Source organism: Marinobacter excellens LAMA 842 (genome assembly GCF_001574445.1).
GTDB classification, from domain to species: domain Bacteria; phylum Pseudomonadota; class Gammaproteobacteria; order Pseudomonadales; family Oleiphilaceae; genus Marinobacter; species Marinobacter shengliensis.
Genome location: NZ_LOCO01000019.1, coordinates 22,800 through 46,403, shown reverse-complemented (window position 1 = coordinate 46,403; position 23,604 = coordinate 22,800). Strand labels below are relative to the sequence as shown.

The window sequence follows — 23,604 nt, the reverse complement described above, 5'->3', positions numbered from 1 at the left end:
GAATACGCTCTCAACTCAGCAGGAATCGGAGGCCGACGAGGATCAGCACAACGGCAAATATCTTCTTCAACAGGCGGCCATCCAGCTTGTGCGCCAGCTTTGCTCCGAAACGGGCAAAAAAGACACTGGTGGCAACAATACCGACCAACGCCGGCAAATAGATAAACCCAATACTGAAATCGGGCAGCTGCGGGTTCTGCCAGCCGGTCCAGATGTTGCCAGCAGCACCAGCCAAGGCAATCGGCAAGCCGCAAGCCGCGGACGTGGCGACAGCTTGTTGCATGCGTACGTTACACCAGGTGAGGTAAGGCACGGAGAGTGTGCCACCACCAATTCCGAAGATGGCAGATGCCCAGCCCACAAACCCACCGGCCACCCCGAGCCCGGCGTTACCAGGCACATCCCGACCGGGCTTCGGGTTTGCTTCCAGCAGCATTTTCAGCGCGACCAGAATCGCAAAGGCGCCAATGATGGTTTTCAGCATCGGGCCACTCAGCAGCGATGCCGTCCACGCCCCGGCCAACGCCCCGACGATGATTCCGACCGTCATGGGCCGCACCAGTTCCCACCGGACAGCCCCATGGATATGGTGGGTGCGGATGGAACTGATGGACGTAAAGACAATCGTGGCCAGAGAAGTACCAATAGCGAGGTGAGCGGCAATCTCGGCACTGAACCCCTGGAAGCCAAAAGTGAAAATCAGCACCGGAACGATAACCAGGCCACCGCCGATTCCGAACAGGCCTGCCATGGTGCCTGCCAGTGCACCTAGTGCCAGATACAGAATGAATATACCGATCAGGGTCATGTTTGTTTGCTTAATCCCGGGAATAAATCAGGCTGGTATGATACGCATTGTTGCCAAACGCTGCAGCCTCCCAATTCAATTAAAGGATTGCCATCGACCATGTGCCTCATTGCTTTCGCCATCGGACAAAGCCCGGAATTTCCCCTGGTGGTGGCAGCCAACCGGGACGAGTTCTTCCGGCGCCCCACCGCCGCCATGGACTGGTGGCAGGATAACAGCGGCCAGCAGATTCTGGCCGGACAGGACCTGGAATCCGGCGGCACCTGGTTGGCGGTCAATACCGACGGCACGGTAACAGCCGTTACCAATGTACGGGAAGGAAGCCCCGAGGCTGGCCGCCAAAGCCGTGGCGAACTGCCCTTAAACGCACTGAGACTCTCAACCCGTGAACTGCAATCCTCACTGGATGCAGAGCCCGGGCGCTATGCAGGGTTCAATCTGGTGAAGCTGACCGGTCTTGGAGGCTGGTATTACAGCAATCGGGACGCCCACCCGGGCCGGCAGGTATTCCGGGGCGTTTATGGCCTGAGCAACCACCTGCTGCAGACCCCCTGGCCAAAACTGCTGAGGCTACGCAAGGCCGTTGGCCATTGCGTGGAACAAGCGCGCCAAGACCCGGCGCCGCTGCATAAACAGCTACTGTCACTCTTACAAGACACCACGCCAGCGCCAGACCGGAGCCTTCCGGATACCGGCGTTGGCATGGAAACCGAGCGATTTCTGTCTTCACCATTCATCGTCGGCGACCACTACGGAACCCGAGCAACCACGGTTATTACCTTGTCCCGACAGGGCCAGGTGTCAGTCACCGAGCAATCCTGGGGACCGAATGCCACAACTCTGGAAAAACGCCAATTCGCCTGGCAGCGATAGCTCATGGACTCTGATATAATCCGCGCAATTTCCGAAACACCTGACCGGAGGTCGCCCATGGCCGGTGAGAATAACAGCAGCACATCCATTGCCGACTTTGAAAAATCCCTGGACGAACTTGAGCGATTGGTTCGCGATCTTGAGCAGGGAGAGCTTTCGCTGGAGCAGTCACTGGCAGCCTTCGAACGGGGCGTAAAGCTCACCCGAGAATGCCAGACCGCCCTGAAAACCGCCGAACAGCGTGTTGAACAGCTGGTTCAGAACAGCGATGGCTCCCTGGAGACCCGTCCCTTTTCAGCGGATGATGCCAACTGATGAGTGAGCGCCTGTCCCTGGCTCTGGAATTTCTGGAGCAATCCCGCCAGCAGATTGACCAGGCACTGGAACGCTCTATTCGCGATGGCGCCGCCTCACCCAGGCTGGATGAGGCCATGCGCTACAGCGTTCTGGGCGGTGGCAAGCGCGTTCGCCCGGCACTGTGCCTGGCCGCGGCCCGCGCCATCGGCGCCGATCCATTGGCGGCGCTGGCCCCCGCCTGTGCGCTGGAACTGGTGCACGCCTATTCCCTGGTGCACGACGACCTGCCCGCCATGGATGACGACGACCTTCGGCGTGGCCGACCAACCGTTCACATCGCGTTTGATGAGGCCAGCGCCATACTGGCCGGCGATGCGCTGCAAACACTGGCCTTTGCACTTCTGGCGGAGGCCCCGGAGCTGTCAGACCAACAACGCATCGCAATGATTCGGGAGCTGGCGACCGCCAGCGGACATCAGGGCATGGTTGGTGGCCAGGCCATTGATCTGGAATCGGTTGGCCGACAACTGACCATAGAACAGCTTGAGTCCATGCATCGCCATAAAACCGGCGCCCTGATCGAAGCCAGTGTTCGCCTGGGCGCGCTGACGTCCGGTTCGGTCACAGATCAACAACTGGCCGCCCTGTCTGATTTTGCCAGCGCCCTGGGCCTGGCGTTCCAGGTGCAGGATGACCTGCTGGATATTGAAGGCGATACCGAAATCATCGGAAAGCGGCAGGGCTCGGACGCCGCCAGGGAGAAACCCACCTATCCGGCCCTGCTGGGTGTTTCCGGTGCCAGGGAACACCTTGAGAAGCTGCTGGATCAGGCCCAAAGTGCCCTGGACAGTTTCGGCGAAGAAGCCGAGGTGCTTAGGGCCATGGCCGATTATGTGGTGGCCAGAAGCCACTGAACCGCGCTGACAAACAAGAATCGGCCGGCCTGACGACACCGTTTTGTAACATCTGGCCCGGGAAGTGTGAAACACACCTCCCTGTTCCCTTATAATGCCAGTCATAGAATCCATATTCCGATAAAGACCCGAGCTGATGCAGGACACATACATTTTCAGGGAAATCCCGTCGCAGCGGCCCAACACGCCCATTCTTGACCGGATTGACGTGCCCGCCCAGCTGCGCACCCTGCCCGAGGAAGATCTTCCACAACTGGCCAGAGAACTCCGGGCTTTCCTGCTCTGGTCTGTCGGCCAGACCGGCGGCCACTTTGGTGCCGGCCTGGGCGTTCTGGAACTGACCGTCGCCCTGCACTATGTCTTCAATACCCCCGAAGATCGGCTGGTCTGGGATGTAGGCCACCAGGCCTACCCCCACAAGATTCTGACCGGGCGCCGGGAACAGATGGGCAGCATCCGCCGCAAGGATGGCCTGGCCGGGTTCCCGAAACGGGCGGAAAGTGAATACGACACCTTCGGTGTTGGCCACTCCAGCACCTCCATCAGCGCCGCACTGGGCATGGCCATTGCAGCCCGCATGCAGAATACCGGGCGCAAGAGCATCGCGGTGATTGGCGACGGCGCCATGACCGCCGGTATGGCCTTTGAGGCCCTGAACCACGCCGGCCACCTGCACGCCGATATGTTGGTTATCCTGAACGATAATGACATGTCGATCTCCCGCAACGTGGGCGGGTTGTCCAACTATTTTGCCAAGCTGCTGGCCAGCCGAACCTACAACCAGGTTCGGGACAGCAGCAAGAAAGTGCTGAAAAGCACCCCACACCTGATGGCGCTGGCGAAGAAAACCGAAGAACACTTCAAGGGCATGATTGCCCCGGGCACGCTGTTCGAGGAACTGGGCTTCAACTACATCGGCCCCATTGATGGCCACGATCTGCCATTGCTGGTTGAAACCCTGGAGAACATCCGGGAGCTGGACGGCCCGCAGTTCCTGCATGTGGTGACCACCAAAGGCAAGGGCTTTGCGCCCGCAGAGGCGGACCCCATTGGCTATCACGCCATCAACAAGATTGAACCCGTGCCACCGAGCAAGCCGGAGCCGGTCAAACCGAAGCAGGCCAAACCGAAATACGCCAACGTCTTCGGGCAATGGCTGTGCGATGCCGCGGAGCAGGATGAGCGCGTGGTCGGCATCACCCCCGCGATGTGCGAGGGCTCAGACCTGCTGGCGTTCTCGGAGCGTTTCCCGGACCGCTACTTTGACGTAGCTATCGCAGAGCAGCACGCGGTCACCCTGGCCGCTGGACTGGCCTGTGACGGTGCCAAACCCGTCGTGGCAATCTATTCCACATTTCTGCAACGGGGCTATGACCAACTGATTCACGACGTTGCCATCCAGGATCTGGACGTGCTGTTTGCCATCGACCGGGCGGGGCTGGTGGGCGAAGACGGCCCGACCCATGCCGGCGCGTTCGACATAAGCTATCTTCGCTGCATCCCGAAAATGGTGGTGATGACCCCCTCAGATGAAAACGAAACCCGCCAGCTCCTGCACACCGGTCTTCAATACCATGGCCCAGCTGCCGTGCGGTACCCCCGGGGCACCGGCCCCGGTGCCGAAATCCAGCAGACACTGACGGCTCTACCCCTCGGCAAGGGTCGCGTTGTCCGAGAGGGCACTCGGGTGGCCATACTTAACTTTGGCACTCTTCTGGGCTCTGCCCTGGAGGCGGCCGACAGCCTGAATGCCACCGTGGCCGATATGCGCTTCGTCAAACCGCTGGATGAGAGCCTGGTACTGGAACTGGCCGAACAACACGACCTGCTGGTAACGCTGGAAGAGAACGTTGTGGCTGGCGGTGCCGGTAGCGCAGTGACCGAATGCCTGAATAAACGGGAAGTGATGCTGCCGGTGCTGCAGCTGGGCTTGCCTGACCGCTTCGTCGACCATGGCAAGCACGGGGAATTGCTCAAGGAATGCGGGCTGGACCCGGAAGGTATCCGTAGCGCCATCGCAAGTCGGATTGACCGCCTCGGTAACGCCGCCCTGACCGCCATCAAGTGATCACTGCTGGCTGATAGCACAGCCGTGCTATCAGCCGACTCTGCCAGCCGGCTCAATCAGGCCGGGTCGTCATCCTGATGAGTCTCGAGCCAGTGGCCGAGCTTGCTTTGCTTGGTATTGAGGTAGTGTTCGTTGTGCGGGTTGCGACCCACGTGCAGGGGAACACGCTCCGAAATCTGAATTCCGTAAGACTCCAACGCCTTGACCTTCCTGGGGTTATTGGTCATCAGCTTCAGGCTTCGAATCCCCAGGTGCTCGAGCATGTCCTTGCACATGCTGTAGTCCCGCAAATCCGCACCAAAACCCAGCCGCTCGTTGGCCTCTACGGTATCTGCGCCCTGATCCTGCAACCGGTAGGCGCGAATCTTGTTCAGCAACCCGATGCCACGGCCTTCCTGGCGCAGATACATCAGAATGCCACGACCTTCGCGGGCAATGCTGCGCAATGCTTCTTCCAGCTGATACCCGCAATCACAACGCATGCTGTACAGGGCATCGCCGGTCAGGCATTCGGAATGAGTACGTGCCAGCAGAGGCTCATCGCTATCAATATCGCCCAGCGTTAGTGCCACATGCTCCTTTCCGGTGTCCGGCTCCTCAAAGCCGTGCATGTCGAACACACCGAAGGGGGTGGGCAAACGGCAGGTCTCAATGTAACGAACAGCCACTGTATTTCCTCGTGGTTCTGACAAATTGGGCGGGCATTCTATCATGCGGCTGCTTGCCTGGCGTAGTGTTGGCACGTTTACTCTCCGAATACAGTGTGGTCGGAAAGAGTACGGCCAAGGCCAGAGAGCAGATCATTGTTCCGGCGCGCGCCAGTGTCCCGAGCGGCCACCCTTCTTTTCCAGCAGCCGCACACCATCCACCACCATCGCCTTATCAACGGCTTTGCACATGTCGTACAGGGTCAACGCGGCAACACTGGCAGCCGTAAGCGCCTCCATCTCGACACCGGTCTGCCCCGACAGCTTGCAGCGGGTAAGGATATGCACCGAGGCGCCATCCGCCCCCGGGGACAACTCCACTTTCACCGATGTCAGATTCAGGGCATGGCACAGGGGAATCAGGTCATGGGTCTTCTTGGCCGCCATGATGCCGGCAATACGGGCAGTAGCCAGCACATCTCCCTTGGGATGCTCACCATCAATGATCATTCGCAGGGTTTCCGGCGCCATGCGGATGGTTGCTTCCGCCCGGGCCTCCCGCTCGGTGACGGCCTTGCTCGTCACATCCACCATTCGGGCTTCGCCCTTATCATCCAGATGGGTCAACTTGCTCACGCTGCACTCCCCGCTCGTTTTTGATCTGTCACTGATTAACTACTGTTGCACAGACTGATGCCGGCGGAAATCCGTAATCTCCGCCAGCGGCTCACCACCAGAATCCGATGCCGGCAATGCCCTGGCCGCCCCGCTCACGACACAGTGTTTCATGACCTGGCGTCAGCCCCCCCAGCCCGTAGACTGGAAGCCTGGCATTGGCCACCAGGGATTCGAACTGCCCCCAGCCCATTCCGGGTTGCCCCGGATGGGTGGACGTTTCCAACACCGGGCCCAGCGTCGCGTAATCCGCACCCAGGGCCGCCGCATGGTGCAGCTGGCCCTGGTCATGGCACGACACACCCAGCCATCGATCGGCCGGCACAGGACGCCTTGAGAGCGCCTGAGCCTCACGCCAGGGCAGGTGCAGGCCGGCAGCTTTCGGAAACGCACCCAGCAAACGCGGATGGCCATGCAAAACCAGTCCGACGCCGGCACCGGAACAGATCGGCAAAGCCTCTGCCGCCAGTTTCAGGTAATCGTTATCCGGTAATTGAGGCGCCCGAAGCACAACCAGCTGCCCCGCCATCCCGCCAATCGACCGTTCCAGCCGGCTGATACCGTCCTGCCAGGATGCCATGGGGCCAACAATAGCCAGGCGCTGCGGTAAATTGAGTGCCCTGATGATCGGGCGGTTGGCGGCAGGGAAATCCGCATCGGCGAGCTCGCACGGGCGCAGCCAACTGATCGGCTGCCCTTCCCGGCCCTCTGGCTGCCCCTCGGCCCCCGAGGTTTTCCAGACATCCAGGAACACTTGTTTGTCACCGTAGTCGTGGCGGATACCGATCACCGGCTCCAGGCTGGCCAGGGGTACCTGCAGGCCGGTTTCCTCGGCAATCTCCCGAACCAGGGCCTGCTGTACGGTCTCCCCCGGCTCCACCTTGCCACCCGGGAACTCCAGCAGTCCGCCCTGATGCACGTGATCCGGACGGCGAGCAATCAGAACCCGGCCGTCACGGATAATGACGGCGACGGCAACGTGGATCTGCTTCTTCCCCGCCAGGGTCTCAGGCTCAGGTACGGTATTCGGCATTGATGGTCACATAGTCGTGGGAGAAGTCACAGGTCCACACGGTTTCCTGGACGCTACCGCGCTTGAGGTCGATGGCAATGGTGATTTCTTCCTGGCTCATTACCCGCTGACCCCGGTCCTCGGAGTAATCATCGGCACGGCCACCGTTGCGCACCAGGCAGACATCCCCCAGATAGATTTCCAAAGAGCCCAGGTCCAGGTCCGGCACGCCCGCGCGCCCCACCGCCGCCAGAATCCGGCCCCAATTCGGGTCCGAGGCAAACAGCGCGGTCTTCACCAGCGGCGAGTGCGCGACGGTATAGGCCACATCCAGCGCCTCCTGCTGGCTGGCAGCACCGCTGACGTCGATGGTGACAAACTTGGTGGCACCCTCACCGTCCCGGACAATGGCATGGGCCAGGTCCAGGTATACCTGGCGAAGGGCTTCTCTCAACGCCGGCAGGTGCGGGCTGCCTGCGGTAATTTCCGGCCCGTCGTACTGGCCACTGGCCATCAACATGCAGGCATCGTTGGTGGAGGTATCGCCATCAATGGTAATCCGGTTGAACGACTTCTCGCCCAGCTCCGACGCCAATGACTGCAGCACGTCGGGTGCAATGCGGGCGTCGGTGGCGATAAACCCGAGCATGGTGGCCATGTTTGGCCGGATCATGCCCGCGCCCTTGCTGATGCCGGAAATGGTCACCGCATGGCCACCCAGGTCCACCCGCACAGACGCCCCCTTGGGCCGGGTGTCGGTGGTCATGATGCCACTGGCGGCTTCCGCCCAGCGGTCTTCCCGGGTATTGGCCAGGGCTTCCGGCAGCGCCTTGATAATCTTGTCGACCGGCAGGGGCTCACCGATCACACCGGTTGAGAACGGCAACACCGCGTCAGGGCTGACGCTCGCTTCGGCGGCCAGCGCCTCACAACAACGCAGGGCGTCGGCCATACCCCGCTCTCCGGTACCGGCGTTGGCATTGCCGGTGTTGATCAGCAGGTAGCGGGGTGCGCCCTGGGCCAAGTGTTTCCGGCTGAGTACCACAGGAGCCGCGCAGAACTGATTACGGGTAAATATGCCCGCTACCCTTGCCTCCGGCACCAACTCGAACACCACTATGTCTTTACGCCCGGGCTTTTTGATACCCGCACTCGCAATCCCCACCTTGATACCCGCCACCGGGTAAAACTCGGGTAAGGTTCCGGGACCTACCGCCATGCCTGCCTCCTGAATTTATCCGAAACTGTAAACGACAAAACCCGCATACCGCCCATACACTGGCCGATTGCGGGTTCTGGTGCCGAGGTTGCTGCTCAGGTTTTAGCTGACCTTACCGCAACACTGCTTGTACTTCTTGCCAGACCCGCAGGGACACGGCTCGTTTCGCCCTACCTTGCGCTCCTGGCGAACGAAAGTTTCCGGGGTGCCCTGGGCCTGGTTACCCTGGCCATCATCCTCACCCTGGGTGGCACTGGTCTGATCGTGACGCAACTTGGCCCGGGCCATTTCCCGCTCCAGCTCTTCCTTGCGGCGGCGCTCAATCTCTTCCATCTCTTCGCGACTCTGAACCCGGACATGGCACAACACACGGGTGACGTCACGCTTCATGGTGTCCAGCATGGTCTCAAACAGGTTGAAGGCTTCGCGCTTGTATTCCTGTTTCGGGTTCTTCTGAGCGTAACCACGCAGGTGGATACCGCGGCGCAGGTGGTCCATGTTCGACAAATGCTCTTTCCACAGGGTGTCGAGCACCTGCAGGAACACCTGTTTCTCGAACTTGCGCATGGGTTCTGCGCCGGCAATCTCTTCTTTCGCCTTATATTCGGTGACGATGGCGTCAAGAATCTTCTGGCGCAGGTTTTCCTCATACAGTTTGCTGTCTTCGTCCAGCCACTGTTGAATCGGCAGATCAATGGCCATTTCCGACTGCAGCTGCGCTTCCAGCCCGGCCACATCCCACTGTTCCGGCATGCTCTGGGGCGGAATAAACTCGCTGACCATCGCGTCAACCACATCGCTGCGAATGGTGTCGACCATCTCGGAGATGTCGTCAGACGCCATCACCTCGTTACGCTGGTCGTAAATCACCGTGCGCTGATCGTTGGCTACGTCATCGTATTCCAGCAGGGTTTTACGCATGTCGAAGTTACGACCTTCCACCTTGCGCTGGGATTTCTCGATGGCGTTGGTAACCATCCGATGCTCGATGGCCTCACCCTTTTTCATACCCATGGCCTGCATCAGGTTCTTCACCCGCTCAGGCGCGAAGATCCGCATCAGGTTATCTTCCAGCGACAGGAAGAAACGGGAAGAACCCGGATCGCCCTGACGGCCGGCACGGCCCCGTAACTGGTTGTCGATCCGCCGGGATTCGTGACGCTCGGTACCAATAATATGCAGACCACCGGCATCCAGCACCTGATTGTGGCGTTCGGTCCACTCCGCCTTCATGCGGGCGACTTCTTCCTCGGACGGATTATCCAGGGCGGCCACTTCGTATTCCCAGTTACCGCCCAACACAATGTCCGTACCACGACCGGCCATGTTGGTTGCAATCGTCACCGCGCCGGGGCGGCCCGCCTGGGCAATGATCAGTGCCTCAGAGTCATGCTGCTTGGCGTTGAGGATCTTGTGCTCAATGCGGGCCTTCTTGAGCAGCATGGACAGCAGCTCGGAGGCCTCGATGGATGCGGTACCCACCAGGATAGGCCGGCCTTCACCAGTGACATCCTTGATCTCATCAATGATGGCGTGGAACTTTTCTTCCTGGGTCAGGTACACCAGGTCGTTATAGTCAATCCGCTGAATGGGTTTGTTGGGCGGAATCACCACCACGTCCAGACCGTAGATCTGGCGGAATTCGAAGGCTTCGGTATCGGCCGTACCGGTCATGCCGGCCAACTTGTCGTACAGACGGAAATAGTTCTGGAAGGTGGTCGATGCCAGGGTCTGGCTCTCGGCCTGGATCTTCAGGCCTTCTTTCGCCTCGATGGCCTGGTGCAGGCCTTCGCTCCAGCGGCGGCCCGGCATGGTCCGGCCGGTGTGTTCATCAACGATCACCACCTGACCGCCCTGAACGATATAGTCGACATCCTTCTGGAACAGGTGATGAGCCCGCAGGGCTGAATGAACGTGGTGCAGCAGGCTCAGGTTGGCTGCCGAGTACAGGCTTTCGCCCTCTTGCAGCAGGCCTCGCTCCAGAAGCAATTCTTCAACCTTCTCATGACCGGCCTCGGTGAGCTCTACCTGGCGTGACTTTTCGTCGATGGTAAAGTCGCCGGAGCTTTCTCCGGATTCACTGACCTCGCCTTTTTCAAGGCCCGGAATCAGCGTATTGATGGCCTGATAGAGCTTCGAGGAATCTTCGGCAGCACCGGAAATAATCAGCGGGGTACGGGCTTCGTCGATCAGGATGGAATCCACCTCATCCACGATGGCAAAGTTGAGACCGCGCTGAACCTTGTCATCAATACTGAAGGCCATGTTATCGCGCAGGTAGTCAAAGCCGAATTCGTTGTTGGTACCGTAGGTGATATCCGCCTGGTAGGCGGCGCGCTTCTCTTCCGGTGGCTGGCCAGCAACGACCACGCCAATGGTCAGGCCAAGGAAGCGATACAGCTTGCCCATCCACTCGGCATCACGGCTTGCCAGGTAATCGTTGACGGTTACAACGTGAACGCCCTTGCCGGGCAATGCGTTGAGATAAACCGCTGCGGTGGCCACCAGGGTTTTACCCTCACCGGTCTTCATCTCGGCAATGCGGCCTTCGTGCAGGGTCATACCACCAATCAGCTGTACGTCGTAATGACGCATGCCCATCACCCGGCGGCTGGCCTCGCGAACGGTGGCAAAGGCTTCGGGCAGCAGGGCATCCAGGGCTTCGCCCTCATCAAGACGCCGGCGGAATTCAGCGGTCTTGCCCTGCAACTCGGTGTCCGACAACCCGCCCAGCGCCTCTTCAAGTTGATTGATGCGCGTAACGGTTTTGCGCATCCGCTTGATTTCTCTGGCGTTTTTACTGCCGAACATCTTCGTTGCAAGCTTTGTGAACATAGACCACTGCTTCTTCAGTTAAACGGAGGAAGCCGGCATTCTAACCTTATTTGGCGACAGGACAAAAGGTGGGGTTCACGGGAATGGAATCAGCGGCTTGCGCGCTGGATATATTTCTCAGGATTTTCGGACTTGCCATTGCGGATCACTTCAAAATGCACGTGGGGGCCAGTAGACCGGCCGGTGCTTCCCATCAGTGCCACAACCTGCCCTTTCTGGACCACATCACCGATTTCGACCTTGATGGTCTTGGCGTGGGCATAACGGGTAACCAGCCCGTCGCCGTGATCTACCTCAACCAGATTGCCGTAGCCAAAGCGGTCACCGGCAAAGGTCACAACGCCGGCACCGACAGTGATGATATCACTGCCTTCCTTACCCGCCAGATCCACTCCGGCATGCCAGCGGCGCTTGCCAGTGAAGGGGTCGGTACGGTATCCGTAAGGGGACGACAACCAACCCCAGGTAATGGGACGGCCCTGCAGATACAGCTCGTCTTCGAGCTTGTTGCGGGACGCCACCTTATCAAGCAATCGCAGCTGCTTTTCACGATCATCCAGCGTGCGCTCCAATTGCTCGATCATATCGGTCAACTCAGGGGCACTGTAGGACTCACCACCCATACCGTCTTCGGGGCCACCAACAGCCGCCGGCTGATCAAAGTTGAATTCATCGCTGGCCACCAGCCCGGACTCAACGAAGCGCTGACCAAGGGCATCCAGTCGCAGAAGCCGCCCCTGGATATCACCAAGCCGGAGTGTCAAAGCGTCCACCTGCTGCTGCACGTTCTCCCGAACCCGCGTCACCTCGGCCCGTTGCTCCTGAAGCTTGTCTTGCCAGGTAGATACCAGTTCGGTCTCTGTGGGCTTTTTGGCTTCCGCCTTTGCCACGGCCACCTGATAACCCGCCCAGCCAGCCGCCAACAGCAGCGCCAGCACAGTAAACACCAGAGCTGCAACAATACCGGCGTTGAGCGCGATTGCCCGGGAACGGCCGTGGCGTTTGCCAACGAATATTACGTTCATATCGTCATTCGATTTCATTGAAGAGCCGCATACCTGTCCCTGTAGTGCTGCGGCCCGGAAATAAATATCCGAGCGGTTCTGCTATCCTTGGCAACAACTACGTACTGATAAATCGCAGCGCCCGGTAGACATACTCATTACCCACAATGTAAAACGAGTGTGTTATCAGCGCTACGCACAAAGCGTGCCGAAGTGTAACCAATCGTAAACAGTCCCGTCGAGAAAAAAGCCGGTTATGAGCAAAAAAAATGACCAAAAAATGATCTTTGGCAAAGTGGCTTCCAGCCCCGGCTCTACTCTGAAAGCCCTGCTGACCAAAGCCGAGCTTCACCAGCAGGCGGAACAACTGGTGCTCGACGCGGTTCCGGAGGAGCTGGCAGACGGCACGCGTTTTGTCAGCTGTACCGACGGAGAACTGGTGCTGGCCACCGACAACGCCAGCAAGGCTACCCGGTTACGGTTCCGGCAACACGAGATCATGGAAAAGCTGCGGGAGCAGGAGTTGTTCAGGTTTGTCTGGAAGGTTCGCATCAAGGTGTCACCCTTGAGGTACCGGGACAAACCGGAGGCGAAAATGACGCCCCTCAGCAAAGAAAATGCCCGGCTCCTCAAAGAGGAAGCCGGGCACACGAAGGATAAAGCACTACGCGAGGTTCTCGAAAAACTCGCAAGCCACGTCCGGGATTAAGGCTTCCGGCCTTAACCCACCGCGAGCACAGGTTTCATGTAAGAGATAGGAGCAGTGGCTTCATCATCGAAGGTCACCACTTCCCATGCGTCTTCTTCCGCCCTGAGCTTGCGCAGCAGCTTATTATTCAAGTCGTGACCGGATTTGATACCGCGGAACTCACCGATCAGGCTGTTGCCCAGCAGGTAGAGATCGCCGATCGCGTCCAGAACCTTGTGCTTGACGAACTCATCGTCATAACGAAGGCCATCTTCGTTAAGGATCTTGTAGTCGTCGACCACAATGGCATTGTCCACGCTGCCACCCAGCGCCAGGTTCATCGCACGCAGCTTCTCGATATCGCGCATGAACCCGAAGGTACGGGCACGGGAGACTTCCTTCACAAAAGACGTGCTGGAGAAATCCACCGTTGCGGTCTGGGCACGACCCTTGAACACAGGATGGTCAAAGTCGATACCGAAGCTGACCTTGAAGCCTTCAAACGGCAGGAAGGTCGCTTTCTTGTCACCTTCTTCGATGGTGACTTCCCGCTTGATGCGGATAAACCGCTTGGCGGCATCCTGTTCGGAAATGCCGGCAGACTGCAGCAGGAATACGAACGGCCCAGCTGAACCATCCATAATCGGCACTTCCGCCGCGCTCAGTTCGACATAGCAGTTGTCAATGCCAAGACCAGCCATGGCTGAGAGCAAATGCTCTACGGTCGCCACACGGACACCGTCATTTACCAGCGTCGTGGACAGCATGGTCTCACCTACATTTTCCGCGCATGCCCGGATCTCAACCATTGGGTCGAGGTCCGTACGGCGGAAGATGATGCCCGTATCAACCGGAGCCGGCTTCAGGGTCAGGTAAACCTTTTCCCCTGAGTGCAGGCCGATACCGGTCGCACGGATGGTATTTTTGAGTGTCCGTTGTCTGATCATCGGTTCATCATTCCGTCACAAAAAGTCGATATTCTGAGCAAAAAACTGCCCGGAGAATATCAGAATTCAAGACTGAGTACCATTTAGCCAACATGACTTTACTTAAAAATTGCAATAGTCATCCGCTATGGCCAACCAGCTCACGTTTATTCCGGACTAAAGGTTCCATCTGACTGCGTTGAAACCGATACCCCCGAACACAGGTGAGACAGATTATCAATCAGCCTGCCGGCGAAGGAATGCGGGAATATCGAGATAGTCCACGCCCTGCTCTTCGCTTTCTTTGCTCTGGTCCAGCGCCACATTGCCCTGCGAAACCGCACGACGACGCAGCACAGCAGGCCGATCCAACTGGTTGTAATCGGTCTTGCCGTCCAGTGTGCGTGAGTTGTCCACCACCTTGGTGGGCTTCTCACGTTCACCGCCGAGACCCGTCGCCACCACGGTGACCTTGAGCTCGTCGGTCATTTCCGGATCGATAACCGTGCCCACCACCACCGTGGCGGCGTCTGAAGCAAATTCACGAACGATGTCGCCAACCTCGGAGAATTCGCCCAGGTTCAGATCCATGCCGGCGGTAATGTTGACCAGGATGCCCTTGGCGCCCTGCAGGTTGATGTCTTCCAGCAGCGGGCTGCGAACGGCGGCCTCAGCGGCTTCACGGGCGCGGTTCTCGCCGGTGGCCCGGCCGGTACCCATCATTGCGTTGCCCATTTCGGACATCACGGTTTTAACATCGGCAAAGTCAACGTTGATCATACCGTTGCGGGTGATCAGGTCAGCGATACCCTGAACCGCGCCCAGCAACACGTCGTTGGCGGAGGCAAAGGCGTCCAGCAGGCTGGTCTTCTTTCCCATGACCGCCAACAGCTTCTCGTTCGGGATGGTGATCAGTGAATCAACGCTCTCGCCCAGCTCTTTCAGGCCGGACTCGGCCACGCTCATACGCTTGCCACCCTCAAACTGGAACGGCTTGGTGACCACGGCAACGGTCAGAATACCCAACTCCCGGGCCACTTCCGCGACAACAGGCGCGGCACCGGTGCCGGTTCCACCACCCATGCCGGCGGTGATAAAGACCATATCCGAGCCGCTGAGCGCCTCGGCAATACGGTCACGATCTTCCAGGGCAGACTGACGGCCCACTTCCGGGTTGGCACCAGCACCCAGACCTTTGGTGATATTGCCACCAAGCTGGATAATCTGGCGGGCGTCCAGGTCTTTCAGTGCCTGGGCGTCTGTGTTGGCGCAGATAAACTCCACACCTTCAATGTCGCTGTTAAGCATGTGACGAACGGCGTTACCGCCACCACCGCCAACACCGACAACCTTTATAACTGCGTTTTGCTGAACACTATCAACGAGTTCAAACATATCCCCTACTCCTTCGTGCTGTTTCCGGTCTTTCCAGACCGGTTTCATTCGATCGTTTTGTGTTTTTCGAGATACCTTCGTGTACTACCTGCTGATTCACCGTCAGAAGTGACCGGTAAACCAGGCTTTCATGCGCTCAATCAGGGAAGGTGCATCCTCCCCTTTGAGCACCGGCGCCCGGCCAAGATCCATTTGCCGGAAGCCATGAATCAACAACCCCACACCAGTGGCGTAAATCGGGTTGTTGACCACTTCGGTCATGCCGGAGACCGCCTGCGGACAGGCCAGCCTCACCGGCATGTGGAAGATTTCTTCGGCCAGCTCCACCACCCCTTCCATGGTGGACGAACCGCCCGTAATCACGATGCCTGCGGGAATCATGTCTTCGAATCCCGACCGGCGAAGCTCCGACTGCACCAGGGTGAACAGCTCCTCGTAACGGGGCTCCACCACTTCCGCCAGCGCCTGCCGTGACAGGTCTCTGGGCGCCCGGTCCCCGACACTGGGAACCTTGATGGTTTCATCGGCACCGGCGAGCTGAGTCAGCGCGCAGGCGTATTTGATCTTGATCTCTTCGGCATTTTGCGTTGGCGTGCGCAGCGCCATGGCGATGTCATTGGTGACCTGATCACCGGCAATGGGAATCACCGCGGTATGGCGGATCGCACCGCCGGTAAACACCGCGATGTCGGTGGTGCCCCCACCGATATCCACCACACAGACACCCAACTCTTTTTCGTCCTCGGTCAGAATCGCGTGGCTCGATGCCAGCTGTTCAAGGATGATGTCGTCTACCTCAAGGCCGCAGCGCTTCACACATTTCTCGATGTTCTGTGCCGCGTTTACCGCACAGGTCACCAGGTGCACCTTGGCTTCCAGGCGCACACCAGACATGCCCATGGGCTCCTTGATGCCTTCCTGGTTATCGATCACGAATTCCTGCGGCAGGATATGCAGGATTTTCTGATCAGCGGGTATGGCAACCGCCTGGGCCGCGTCGATCACCCGGTCGATATCGGCCTGGGTCACTTCCCGGTCGCGGATGGCCACGATGCCGTGGGAGTTCAGGCTCTTGATATGACTGCCCGCGATGCCTGCGTAGACCGAATGAATTCGGCAGCCAGCCATCAGCTCGGCTTCCTCCACTGCCCGCTGGATCGCCTGAACCGTGGTTTCGATATTCACCACCACCCCCCGCTTGAGGCCGCGGGACGGGTGTGAGCCGATACCAACCACTTCGATGGTTCCATCCATCTTGCGCTTGCCGACAATCGCAACCACTTTGGAAGTTCCGATATCCAGGCCGACAATCATGTTTTCCGTTTCAACCGATGACATGTGTTTCACCAAACCCCAGGTTCGTAATAATCGTTATCAGGATTTCGGCGCGGCGGTTGCCACGTCCGACTTCCACTGCACCGCCACGCCGTTGGAGTAGCGGGCATCAACCCGACTGACTTCGTCCACTCGCGAAGCCAGGCGGTTCTCATAAACCGTAATAAAACGCTCAAAACGTTGCTCGACCTTGTCACGCCCCAAAACCACCTCAATGCCGTTTGACAGCGTGAGTGTCCAGGCGCCCCGTTGTTCCAAGGACAAGCCAGCAAATCCGAGCCCGTAACCGGCCAACTGGTCACTCATGGCGCGGGCCATGGAAATCACCTCTCGCACCCGCTCATCCGGCCCCGCCAGCCTGGGCAATCTGCCCGCCACTTCCGGGTTTGGCGGCAGGAATAGCTCGCCTGACCTGCTTACCAGCCGGCCATCCGTCCAATACGCCAATGGCTTTTTCTCCCGGATGTCGATCTCCAGCCGCCCTGGCCAAACCCGCCTGACCGCCGCCGAGGCTACCCACGGCCGACGTTCCAGTTCGGCTTTCACCTCCGCCAGATCGGTGGCGAAGTAACTCTTGCCAATCCAGGCGCCGGCAGCACGCTCCACGGCCACCGAGCTGTCGCCAACAAAGTCTCCGCGCACATCCACCGCGATGATCTGCTGGTCCATGGCGGTAAGCAGCCGGTCGGTTGCCCAGGGCACCATGGCCGCCAGCAGAACAATGGTTGCGCCCAGCCCCACCTGTAGCCAAGGCACCGCCGACAATACCCCTCGCAACACACCAAACCGGTCCCGCTCCGGTCCGACCGAGGTTGCCCCCCGTCGCCGGGGCGGCTCGGGCGGTACCGCCCGGCTCCGGATCAGTAATGTTTCAAGCATTCGTCGCCTCCGGCAGCGTGTCCTTGAGAATCCGCACGACCAGTTCTTCGAAGCTGATGCCTGCTGCCTTGGCGGCCATCGGCACCAGGCTGTGGTCAGTCATACCAGGGACAGTGTTCGCCTCCAGCAACCAGAATTCGCCGTCAGCATCCTGCATGATGTCGACCCGCCCCCAGGTTCTGCACCCGAGCACCCGAAAGGCGTCCAGCGCCAGGTGCTGCAACCGGACTTCATCGTCCGGGGCCAGGCCACACGGAATCCGGTACCGGGTATCATCGGCCAGATACTTGGCGTCGTAGTCGTAAAAGGTATGGTCTGTACTCAGGCCAATGGCCGGCAGAGCTTTGTCCTGAAGCAGGCTGACGGTAAATTCCGGCCCCTCAATCCACTGCTCCACCAGCACAAGATCATCGATTTCCGCTGCCTTTCGATAGGCCTCCGCCAGCTCTTCGACATTGTGAACCTTGAAGATCCCGATACTGGAACCTTCGTGGGCCGCCTTGACACTCAACGGTGTGCCCAGGCTCCGGATAATCTCATCCGCCTCCGCGGCGGAGGTCATGGCCCGGAATGCAGGCGTTGGCAGACCGCAGCCCTGGAATACATACTTGCTACGTAACTTGTCCATGGCCAGGGCCGAGGCCAAAACCTCGCTGCCGGTGTAGGGAATGCCCGCCTGCCCCAGAATCGCCTGCAGGGTGCCGTCCTCGCCGCCCCGGCCGTGCAGGGCAATAAACACCCGGTCGTACTCCGGAGCTTCGACGGTTTTCAGCAGGCAGCCACGCACGTCAATACCAAAGGCATCAACGCCGGCCGACTGCAACGCCGACAACACAGCCTGGCCACTCTTCAGGGACACCGCCCGCTCTGCGGAATCGCCCCCCATGAAGACCGCCACGCGCCCGAAGGCTTTCACCAGTTCCGGTGATGCCTGATAGGGCTGTGCGTTGGTATGACTCAAATCACTCACTTGCTCACTCCCGCCGCAGCCAGTCGTGCAGCAACGCCACCAATATCGCCGGCACCCTGGGTAATCAGCAGGTCGCCGTCTTTCAGGGCACTTTCCAACAGGTTTTCGATTTCCCGGTTTTCCTCGACGAACACCGGCTCAACCTTGCCACGCTGCCGGATACTCCGGCACAGGGCACGGCCATCGGCACCGGGTATTGCCGGCTCGCCGGCCGAATACACATCCATCAATAACAGGCCATCGAGTTCCGACAACACACGTACAAAGTCTTCGTACAAATCCCGGGTACGGGTGTAGCGATGGGGCTGGTACAGCATGACAATACGCCGGCCAGGCCAGGCATCGCGTGCGGCACGGATAACCGCTTCCACTTCCGTGGGATGGTGCCCGTAATCGTCCACCAGCGTTACCGACCCTTGCGGAATCCGATACTCGCCGTACACCTGGAAGCGCCGGCCGACACCGGCAAAGCCTGCCAGGCCCCGGCAGATCGCCTGATCATCCACCCCTTCATCGGTGGCAACGGCAATGGCAGCCAGAGCATTCAAAACATTGTGACGGCCCGGCATTTTCAGCTCGACCGTCAGGTCTGAGCGATTCCCTGGGCGGCGCACAACAAAATGGGTTCTCAGACCATCTGAACTGATCTGCTCGGCCCGGTAATCCGCATCCGGGTTGTCGATGCCGTAGGTAATGATGGCCCGGGATATCCTCGGAATGATTTCCTGCACGTAGGCGTCATCCACACACATCACGGCAATGCCGTAGAATGGCAGGTTGTGCAGAAAGTCCACGAACGTCTGTTTCAGTTTTTCAACATCACCGCCGTAGGTATCCATGTGGTCGGCTTCGATGTTGGTCACCACCGAAATCACTGGGGTCAGGTGCAGGAACGATGCATCGCTTTCGTCAGCCTCTGCCACCAGGTACCGGGAGCCACCGAGCTGGGCATTGGTACCGGCACTGTTGAGTTTGCCGCCAATGACAAAGGTCGGGTCCAGGCCTGCTTCCCCAAGAATCGAGGCAATCAGGCTGGTGGTGGTGGTCTTGCCGTGGGTGCCAGCGATGGCAATGCCATGGCGATAGCGCATGATTTCCGCCAGCATTTCTGCTCGCGGTACGATCGGCACGCGGCGGCTGCGGGCGGCTGTCACCTCAGGGTTGTCGCCAGCGACAGCAGAAGAGACGACCACGACGTCTGCCTGCTCACTGTTCTCCGCCCGATGGCCGATCTGGACTTCTACGCCCATGGCGCGGAGGCGGCCGGTAACCGGACTCTCTTTCAGGTCCGACCCAGACACGTCGTAACCCTGGTTCTTGAGCACCTCTGCGATGCCACTCATGCCCGCACCGCCGATACCAACAAAATGGATACGGCGAATACGGCGCATTTCGGGCACCTGATAGACCAGCGGCGGATTGGTTACTTCAGCCATTGGCGGCCTCCAGACAGTAATTCACGACTCTCTCCGTTGCATCAGGGCGGGCCAGTGAGCGTGCGGCCGTCGCCATTGTCGAAATTCGTTCCCGGTCGCCTGCGAGATCTTTCAAGGTCTCCGCCAGCACATCCGGAGTCATCATCTGCTGGGGTATCAGAATGGCTGCCCCTGCTTTTACCATGTGTTCGCCATTGCGGGTCTGGTGGTCGTCCACCGCGTGGGGGAAAGGGACCAACACGGCCCCGACGCCAGCGGCGCAGAGTTCTGATACCGTCAGGGCTCCAGCCCGACACACCACAATATCTGCCCAGGCGTAGGCTTCGGCCATGTCCCGGATAAACGGTTCAACACTGGCCGAGACACTGGCAGCCTCATAGGCGTCCCGGGCTTCCTGCGCATTTTTTTCACCACACTGGTGCCGAACCTCCGGGCGCAGTTCCTCCGGCAACAACGCCAGTGCAGCTGGTACCTGCTGGTTGAAAACCCGGGCACCCAAACTGCCGCCCACAACCAGAACACGCACCGGCCCGGTCCGGCCATTGAGGCGGCGCTCCGGCTCGTCGATTTCGGTGACATCTTTGCGCACCGGGTTGCCGGTGCAGCGGGTGACCACGTTCGCACCAAAGCTCCCGGGAAAGGCTTCGAGCACCGTATCCGCAACCCGAGTCAACCAACGGTTGGTCATTCCCGCGATGGCATTCTGCTCATGGATCACCAGGGGCACACGCTGCAGAAAGGCAGCGATGCCACCGGGGCCAGTCACAAAGCCACCCATGCCCACAACGCAATCCGGCTTGATCTTTCGCAGTACGGTGAACGCCTCACCCAGTGCGCGCATCAAGCGGATCGGTGCCAGCACCAGTGCCAGTTTGCCTTTGCCACGAAGCCCGGAAATATGAATCAGCGACAGAGGAATATCCGTCTCGCCAATCAGCCGCTCTTCCATACCGCCCTTTGCGCCCAGCCAGAACACCTCGTGGCCTCTGTCCTGCAGCGCACGGGCGGTCGCCAGCGCGGGGAATACGTGGCCACCGGTGCCACCAGCCATCATCAGAAAACGACGGGGCTTACTCATACACAGCACCTCCCCGCGTTTTTTTTCTGGTTTGTTCTGAATTCATTCGCACCTTATCAAGCCGTTCAATTTCAACCCTTGCCAGCACGCCGATGCCAATGCATGTCATCATCAGGCTTGAGCCGCCGTAGCTCACCAGGGGCAGCGTCAGGCCCTTGGTGGGCAACAACCCCGTGCTGACGGCCATATTGATACCCGCCTGCAGACCCATCAGCAGGGTAAGGCCATAACTGAAGCACGCAGCGAACGGCATTCCAGCATTCTCCGCCCGCCGTGCGATCACGAACCCGCTGACCACCAGTGCGGTGAACAATGTCAGCACAATCAGAGAGCCCAACAAACCAAACTCTTCGGCGATGATGGCGAAGATGAAGTCGGTATGTGCCTCCGGCAGATAGAACAGCTTCTGGATCGAATTGCCCAGACCAACGCCGGCCCATTCGCCCCGACCGAAAGCAATCAGGGACTGGGTAAGCTGGTACCCGGTGTCAAACTGGTCTTTCCAGGGATCCAGATAGCTCACCACCCGCTTCAGACGATACGGCTGGGTAACCACCAGAACGGTTCCCAGCAACGCCAGGATGCCGATCAACGGAGCAAACCGGGTTAGCCGAACGCCGCTAAGGAAGATCATGCCCGCTGCGGCGGTGACCAGCACCACGGTGGCGCCGAAGTCTGGCTGAATCACCAGCAGCACCGACGCCAGGCCCAACACCACCAGGGGTTTCAGAAACCCGGACCAGGTGTTCAGCAATTCATTCCGGCGCCGAACTACGTATCCGGCCAGATAGGCAATCAGGCACAGCTTGGCCACCTCGGATACCTGCACATTGAACAGCCCCAGCGGGATCCAGCGGGTTGAGCCGTTGACCGTGCGCCCCATGGGTGTGAGCACCAGCACCAAAACCAGCATGCCGATACCCAGCAGCAGCCATCCGCTGCGCTCCCACCAGGACACCGGCACATTCACGGCGATCAGGGCCATGAGGCAACCGAGCGCCGCGAACAGTACCTGCCGGATCACATAGTGATAACTGTTGCCCATGGTGGCTGCTGCCATATCCATGGAAGCGGACGAAATCATCACCACGCCCAACACCAGAAGGGCGACGGAGGTCACCACCAGCACGGGCAGGGGCTGGAGATCGCCTAACCAGGCTTGTGGCCGGTAACTGGCTGCACCCATTTGCATCACTGGGCCTCCACCAACACACGGAACTGGTCTCCGCGATCGTTGTAATCCCGAAACATGTCGAAACTGGCGCAGGCCGGTGACAACACCACGCGGTCGCCCGGCTGCGCCAGCCGGCGCGCTTGCTCGACGGCCTCGGCCAGCGACTCTGCCTTAACGATGTCAACACCGTCGGCCAACGACCTGGCAATGGTATCGGCATCACGGCCCATCAATACGACCGCACGGCAGTATCTGGCTGCGGGTTCCGCCAATGGTGTGAAGTCGGCACCTTTACCATCGCCACCGGCAATCAGGATTACCTGGCCGTCTTGCGGCGCCAGGCTTTCGATCGCGGCAACAGTGGCACCCACGTTGGTGCCTTTGGAATCATTGATGTAATCAACGCCATCCAGATGCCGGACAAACTCACAGCGATGGGGCAAGCCGGTAAACTCACGTGCCACCCCAAGCATGGTCTCCATAGGCAAGCCCACGGCCTGGCCAAGAGCCAATGCGGCCATCACGTTGCTGATGTTGTGCCGCCCCATCAGCTTGAGTTCGCTGGCCAGCAACAGGTTGTCGAACCCGAAGGTAATCCAGGTTCCCTGGTCGTCCTCCCGGGTGCTGAACGTCTCCGGGTTCACCCGATTAAAACCAAAACAGATGAACCGAAGGTTATCTCGGGCCATGGGAGTGCTCAGGGCGTCGTCGAGATTCACAATGGCACTCTTACAGCCCCGGTAAATCCGCTGTTTTGCCTGAAAATAGGCCATTTTGTCGGGGTAACGGTCCATGTGATCGTCGCTGACGTTGAGTACGGTGGCAGCCTCCGCATTTAGCTCTTCGGTGGTTTCCAGTTGAAAACTCGAGAGTTCCAGCACATACAGGTCTGCGCCCTGACCAAGCAGATCCAGGGCTGGCGTACCGATGTTGCCGCCAACCTTGACGTTCCGTCCCGCCGCCCGGGCCATCTCCCCGACCAGGGTGGTGACCGTGGTCTTACCGTTGGAACCCGTGATAGCAATGATGGGCGCATCTGCCGCGTCGGCAAACACATCAATATCACCGCGAACTCGAGCGCCATTTTTGGCGGCAGCGGCAATGGCTGGCTCCGCAATGGCAATACCCGGGCTGACCACCAGTTCGTTAAAACCGGCAAACAACGAGGGATCAAACACTCCGAGATAGACCGGTATATCCGGCCAGCCCGCGCGCAGTTCTTCCAGCCCGGGCGGGTTTTCCCGGCTGTCAGCCACAGCAATGTCGCGGCCCGTTCCGGACAAATAGCGCACGCAGGAGAGCCCGGTTTTACCGAGCCCTACTACCAATGTGCGACGATCCGAAACAATGACACTCATAGCTGTAACCACT

21 protein-coding genes are annotated in these 23,604 nt (G+C 59.4%); 5 read left to right on the top strand and 16 right to left on the bottom strand.

Annotated features, from left to right (window positions below):
• Nucleotides 1-10: 10 nt before the first annotated feature.
• Nucleotides 11-808: a sulfite exporter TauE/SafE family protein gene (locus J122_RS14860; protein ID WP_061333024.1), complete on the bottom strand. Its 798-nt coding sequence runs from the start codon at nucleotides 806-808 to the stop codon at nucleotides 11-13.
• 99 nt (nucleotides 809-907) lie between these two features.
• Here J122_RS14860 and J122_RS14855 point away from each other — a divergent pair, with 99 nt between their 5' ends.
• From J122_RS14855 to dxs, 4 genes are all read left to right on the top strand, one after another.
• On the top strand, nucleotides 908-1,681 hold the full coding sequence (locus J122_RS14855; RefSeq protein ID WP_061333023.1) for an NRDE family protein: 774 nt from the start codon (nucleotides 908-910) through the stop codon (nucleotides 1,679-1,681).
• Between the two features lie 57 nt (nucleotides 1,682-1,738).
• A complete protein-coding gene (locus tag J122_RS14850; RefSeq protein ID WP_058090992.1) occupies nucleotides 1,739-1,996 on the top strand; it encodes an exodeoxyribonuclease VII small subunit in 258 nt (85 codons plus the stop codon).
• Nucleotides 1,996-2,892, top strand: coding sequence for a (2E,6E)-farnesyl diphosphate synthase (ispA, locus tag J122_RS14845; RefSeq protein ID WP_061333022.1), 897 nt, complete (start codon nucleotides 1,996-1,998; stop codon nucleotides 2,890-2,892). The genes J122_RS14850 and ispA overlap by 1 nt, the downstream gene beginning before the upstream one ends.
• 136 nt (nucleotides 2,893-3,028) lie before the next feature.
• On the top strand, nucleotides 3,029-4,960 hold the full coding sequence (gene dxs, locus J122_RS14840) for a 1-deoxy-D-xylulose-5-phosphate synthase (protein ID WP_061333021.1): 1,932 nt from the start codon (nucleotides 3,029-3,031) through the stop codon (nucleotides 4,958-4,960).
• A gap of 56 nt (nucleotides 4,961-5,016) precedes the next feature.
• Here dxs and ribA read toward each other — a convergent pair whose 3' ends face one another.
• The 6 genes from ribA to J122_RS14810 form a co-directional block, all read right to left on the bottom strand.
• Entirely contained in the window at nucleotides 5,017-5,628 is a 612-nt protein-coding gene (gene ribA / locus J122_RS14835; protein WP_058090995.1) for a GTP cyclohydrolase II, read from the bottom strand.
• A gap of 132 nt (nucleotides 5,629-5,760) precedes the next feature.
• Nucleotides 5,761-6,243, bottom strand: a complete 483-nt coding sequence (gene moaC / locus J122_RS14830; RefSeq protein ID WP_058090996.1) for a cyclic pyranopterin monophosphate synthase MoaC — start codon at nucleotides 6,241-6,243, stop codon at nucleotides 5,761-5,763.
• A 91-nt stretch (nucleotides 6,244-6,334) separates the two neighbouring features.
• Complete coding sequence (locus tag J122_RS14825) at nucleotides 6,335-7,315, bottom strand: Nudix family hydrolase (RefSeq protein WP_061333020.1); 981 nt, start codon at nucleotides 7,313-7,315, stop codon at nucleotides 6,335-6,337.
• Nucleotides 7,296-8,513, bottom strand: a complete 1,218-nt coding sequence (argJ, locus tag J122_RS14820) for a bifunctional glutamate N-acetyltransferase/amino-acid acetyltransferase ArgJ (protein WP_061333019.1) — start codon at nucleotides 8,511-8,513, stop codon at nucleotides 7,296-7,298. The genes J122_RS14825 and argJ overlap by 20 nt, the downstream gene beginning before the upstream one ends.
• 102 nt (nucleotides 8,514-8,615) lie before the next feature.
• Complete coding sequence (secA, locus tag J122_RS14815; protein ID WP_061333018.1) at nucleotides 8,616-11,348, bottom strand: preprotein translocase subunit SecA; 2,733 nt, start codon at nucleotides 11,346-11,348, stop codon at nucleotides 8,616-8,618.
• 89 nt (nucleotides 11,349-11,437) lie between these two features.
• Entirely contained in the window at nucleotides 11,438-12,373 is a 936-nt protein-coding gene (locus J122_RS14810; protein ID WP_227510226.1) for a M23 family metallopeptidase, read from the bottom strand.
• Between the two features lie 235 nt (nucleotides 12,374-12,608).
• Between J122_RS14810 and J122_RS14805 the strand changes: the two genes are divergently transcribed.
• Entirely contained in the window at nucleotides 12,609-13,061 is a 453-nt protein-coding gene (locus J122_RS14805; protein WP_061333016.1) for a DUF721 domain-containing protein, read from the top strand.
• Between the two features lie 11 nt (nucleotides 13,062-13,072).
• Here J122_RS14805 and lpxC read toward each other — a convergent pair whose 3' ends face one another.
• The 9 genes from lpxC to murD form a co-directional block, all read right to left on the bottom strand.
• A complete protein-coding gene (gene lpxC, locus J122_RS14800) occupies nucleotides 13,073-13,987 on the bottom strand; it encodes a UDP-3-O-acyl-N-acetylglucosamine deacetylase (RefSeq protein WP_058091002.1) in 915 nt (304 codons plus the stop codon).
• 216 nt (nucleotides 13,988-14,203) lie between these two features.
• Entirely contained in the window at nucleotides 14,204-15,361 is a 1,158-nt protein-coding gene (ftsZ, locus tag J122_RS14795) for a cell division protein FtsZ (RefSeq protein ID WP_058091003.1), read from the bottom strand.
• 102 nt (nucleotides 15,362-15,463) lie between these two features.
• Complete coding sequence (gene ftsA / locus J122_RS14790; RefSeq protein ID WP_058091004.1) at nucleotides 15,464-16,699, bottom strand: cell division protein FtsA; 1,236 nt, start codon at nucleotides 16,697-16,699, stop codon at nucleotides 15,464-15,466.
• A gap of 36 nt (nucleotides 16,700-16,735) precedes the next feature.
• Nucleotides 16,736-17,575: a cell division protein FtsQ/DivIB gene (locus tag J122_RS14785; protein WP_061333015.1), complete on the bottom strand. Its 840-nt coding sequence runs from the start codon at nucleotides 17,573-17,575 to the stop codon at nucleotides 16,736-16,738.
• Nucleotides 17,568-18,545 carry a D-alanine--D-alanine ligase gene (locus J122_RS14780; protein ID WP_061333014.1) on the bottom strand — a complete coding sequence of 326 codons (978 nt, stop codon included), beginning with the start codon at nucleotides 18,543-18,545 and terminating at the stop codon, nucleotides 17,568-17,570. The genes J122_RS14785 and J122_RS14780 overlap by 8 nt, the downstream gene beginning before the upstream one ends.
• A complete protein-coding gene (gene murC, locus J122_RS14775; protein WP_058091007.1) occupies nucleotides 18,542-19,981 on the bottom strand; it encodes a UDP-N-acetylmuramate--L-alanine ligase in 1,440 nt (479 codons plus the stop codon). The genes J122_RS14780 and murC overlap by 4 nt, the downstream gene beginning before the upstream one ends.
• Complete coding sequence (gene murG / locus J122_RS14770; RefSeq protein WP_061333013.1) at nucleotides 19,974-21,059, bottom strand: undecaprenyldiphospho-muramoylpentapeptide beta-N-acetylglucosaminyltransferase; 1,086 nt, start codon at nucleotides 21,057-21,059, stop codon at nucleotides 19,974-19,976. Before murG ends, murC begins: the two co-directional genes overlap by 8 nt.
• The gene (gene ftsW, locus J122_RS14765) at nucleotides 21,052-22,251 is read right to left on the bottom strand and encodes a putative lipid II flippase FtsW (protein WP_061333012.1); all 1,200 of its coding nucleotides are present in this window, start codon (nucleotides 22,249-22,251) and stop codon (nucleotides 21,052-21,054) included. Before ftsW ends, murG begins: the two co-directional genes overlap by 8 nt.
• A complete protein-coding gene (gene murD / locus J122_RS14760) occupies nucleotides 22,251-23,591 on the bottom strand; it encodes a UDP-N-acetylmuramoyl-L-alanine--D-glutamate ligase (protein ID WP_061333011.1) in 1,341 nt (446 codons plus the stop codon). The genes ftsW and murD overlap by 1 nt, the downstream gene beginning before the upstream one ends.
• Nucleotides 23,592-23,604 lie beyond the last annotated feature (13 nt).

Excerpts from the sequence above, each read along its gene's own strand:
- J122_RS14860 (WP_061333024.1), bottom strand. The coding sequence starts at position 808 with ATGACCCTGATCGGTATATTCATTCTGTATCTGGCACTAGGTGCACTG.
- J122_RS14855 (WP_061333023.1), top strand. The coding sequence starts at position 908 with ATGTGCCTCATTGCTTTCGCCATCGGACAAAGCCCGGAATTTCCCCTG.
- J122_RS14850 (WP_058090992.1), top strand. The coding sequence starts at position 1,739 with ATGGCCGGTGAGAATAACAGCAGCACATCCATTGCCGACTTTGAAAAA.
- ispA (WP_061333022.1), top strand. The coding sequence starts at position 1,996 with ATGAGTGAGCGCCTGTCCCTGGCTCTGGAATTTCTGGAGCAATCCCGC.
- dxs (WP_061333021.1), top strand. The coding sequence starts at position 3,029 with ATGCAGGACACATACATTTTCAGGGAAATCCCGTCGCAGCGGCCCAAC.
- J122_RS14825 (WP_061333020.1), bottom strand. The coding sequence starts at position 7,315 with ATGCCGAATACCGTACCTGAGCCTGAGACCCTGGCGGGGAAGAAGCAG.
- argJ (WP_061333019.1), bottom strand. The coding sequence starts at position 8,513 with ATGGCGGTAGGTCCCGGAACCTTACCCGAGTTTTACCCGGTGGCGGGT.
- secA (WP_061333018.1), bottom strand. The coding sequence starts at position 11,348 with ATGTTCACAAAGCTTGCAACGAAGATGTTCGGCAGTAAAAACGCCAGA.
- J122_RS14810 (WP_227510226.1), bottom strand. The coding sequence starts at position 12,373 with ATGAACGTAATATTCGTTGGCAAACGCCACGGCCGTTCCCGGGCAATC.
- J122_RS14805 (WP_061333016.1), top strand. The coding sequence starts at position 12,609 with ATGAGCAAAAAAAATGACCAAAAAATGATCTTTGGCAAAGTGGCTTCC.
- lpxC (WP_058091002.1), bottom strand. The coding sequence starts at position 13,987 with ATGATCAGACAACGGACACTCAAAAATACCATCCGTGCGACCGGTATC.
- ftsZ (WP_058091003.1), bottom strand. The coding sequence starts at position 15,361 with ATGTTTGAACTCGTTGATAGTGTTCAGCAAAACGCAGTTATAAAGGTT.
- ftsA (WP_058091004.1), bottom strand. The coding sequence starts at position 16,699 with ATGTCATCGGTTGAAACGGAAAACATGATTGTCGGCCTGGATATCGGA.
- J122_RS14785 (WP_061333015.1), bottom strand. The coding sequence starts at position 17,575 with ATGCTTGAAACATTACTGATCCGGAGCCGGGCGGTACCGCCCGAGCCG.
- murC (WP_058091007.1), bottom strand. The coding sequence starts at position 19,981 with ATGGCTGAAGTAACCAATCCGCCGCTGGTCTATCAGGTGCCCGAAATG.
- murG (WP_061333013.1), bottom strand. The coding sequence starts at position 21,059 with ATGAGTAAGCCCCGTCGTTTTCTGATGATGGCTGGTGGCACCGGTGGC.
- ftsW (WP_061333012.1), bottom strand. The coding sequence starts at position 22,251 with ATGCAAATGGGTGCAGCCAGTTACCGGCCACAAGCCTGGTTAGGCGAT.
- murD (WP_061333011.1), bottom strand. The coding sequence starts at position 23,591 with ATGAGTGTCATTGTTTCGGATCGTCGCACATTGGTAGTAGGGCTCGGT.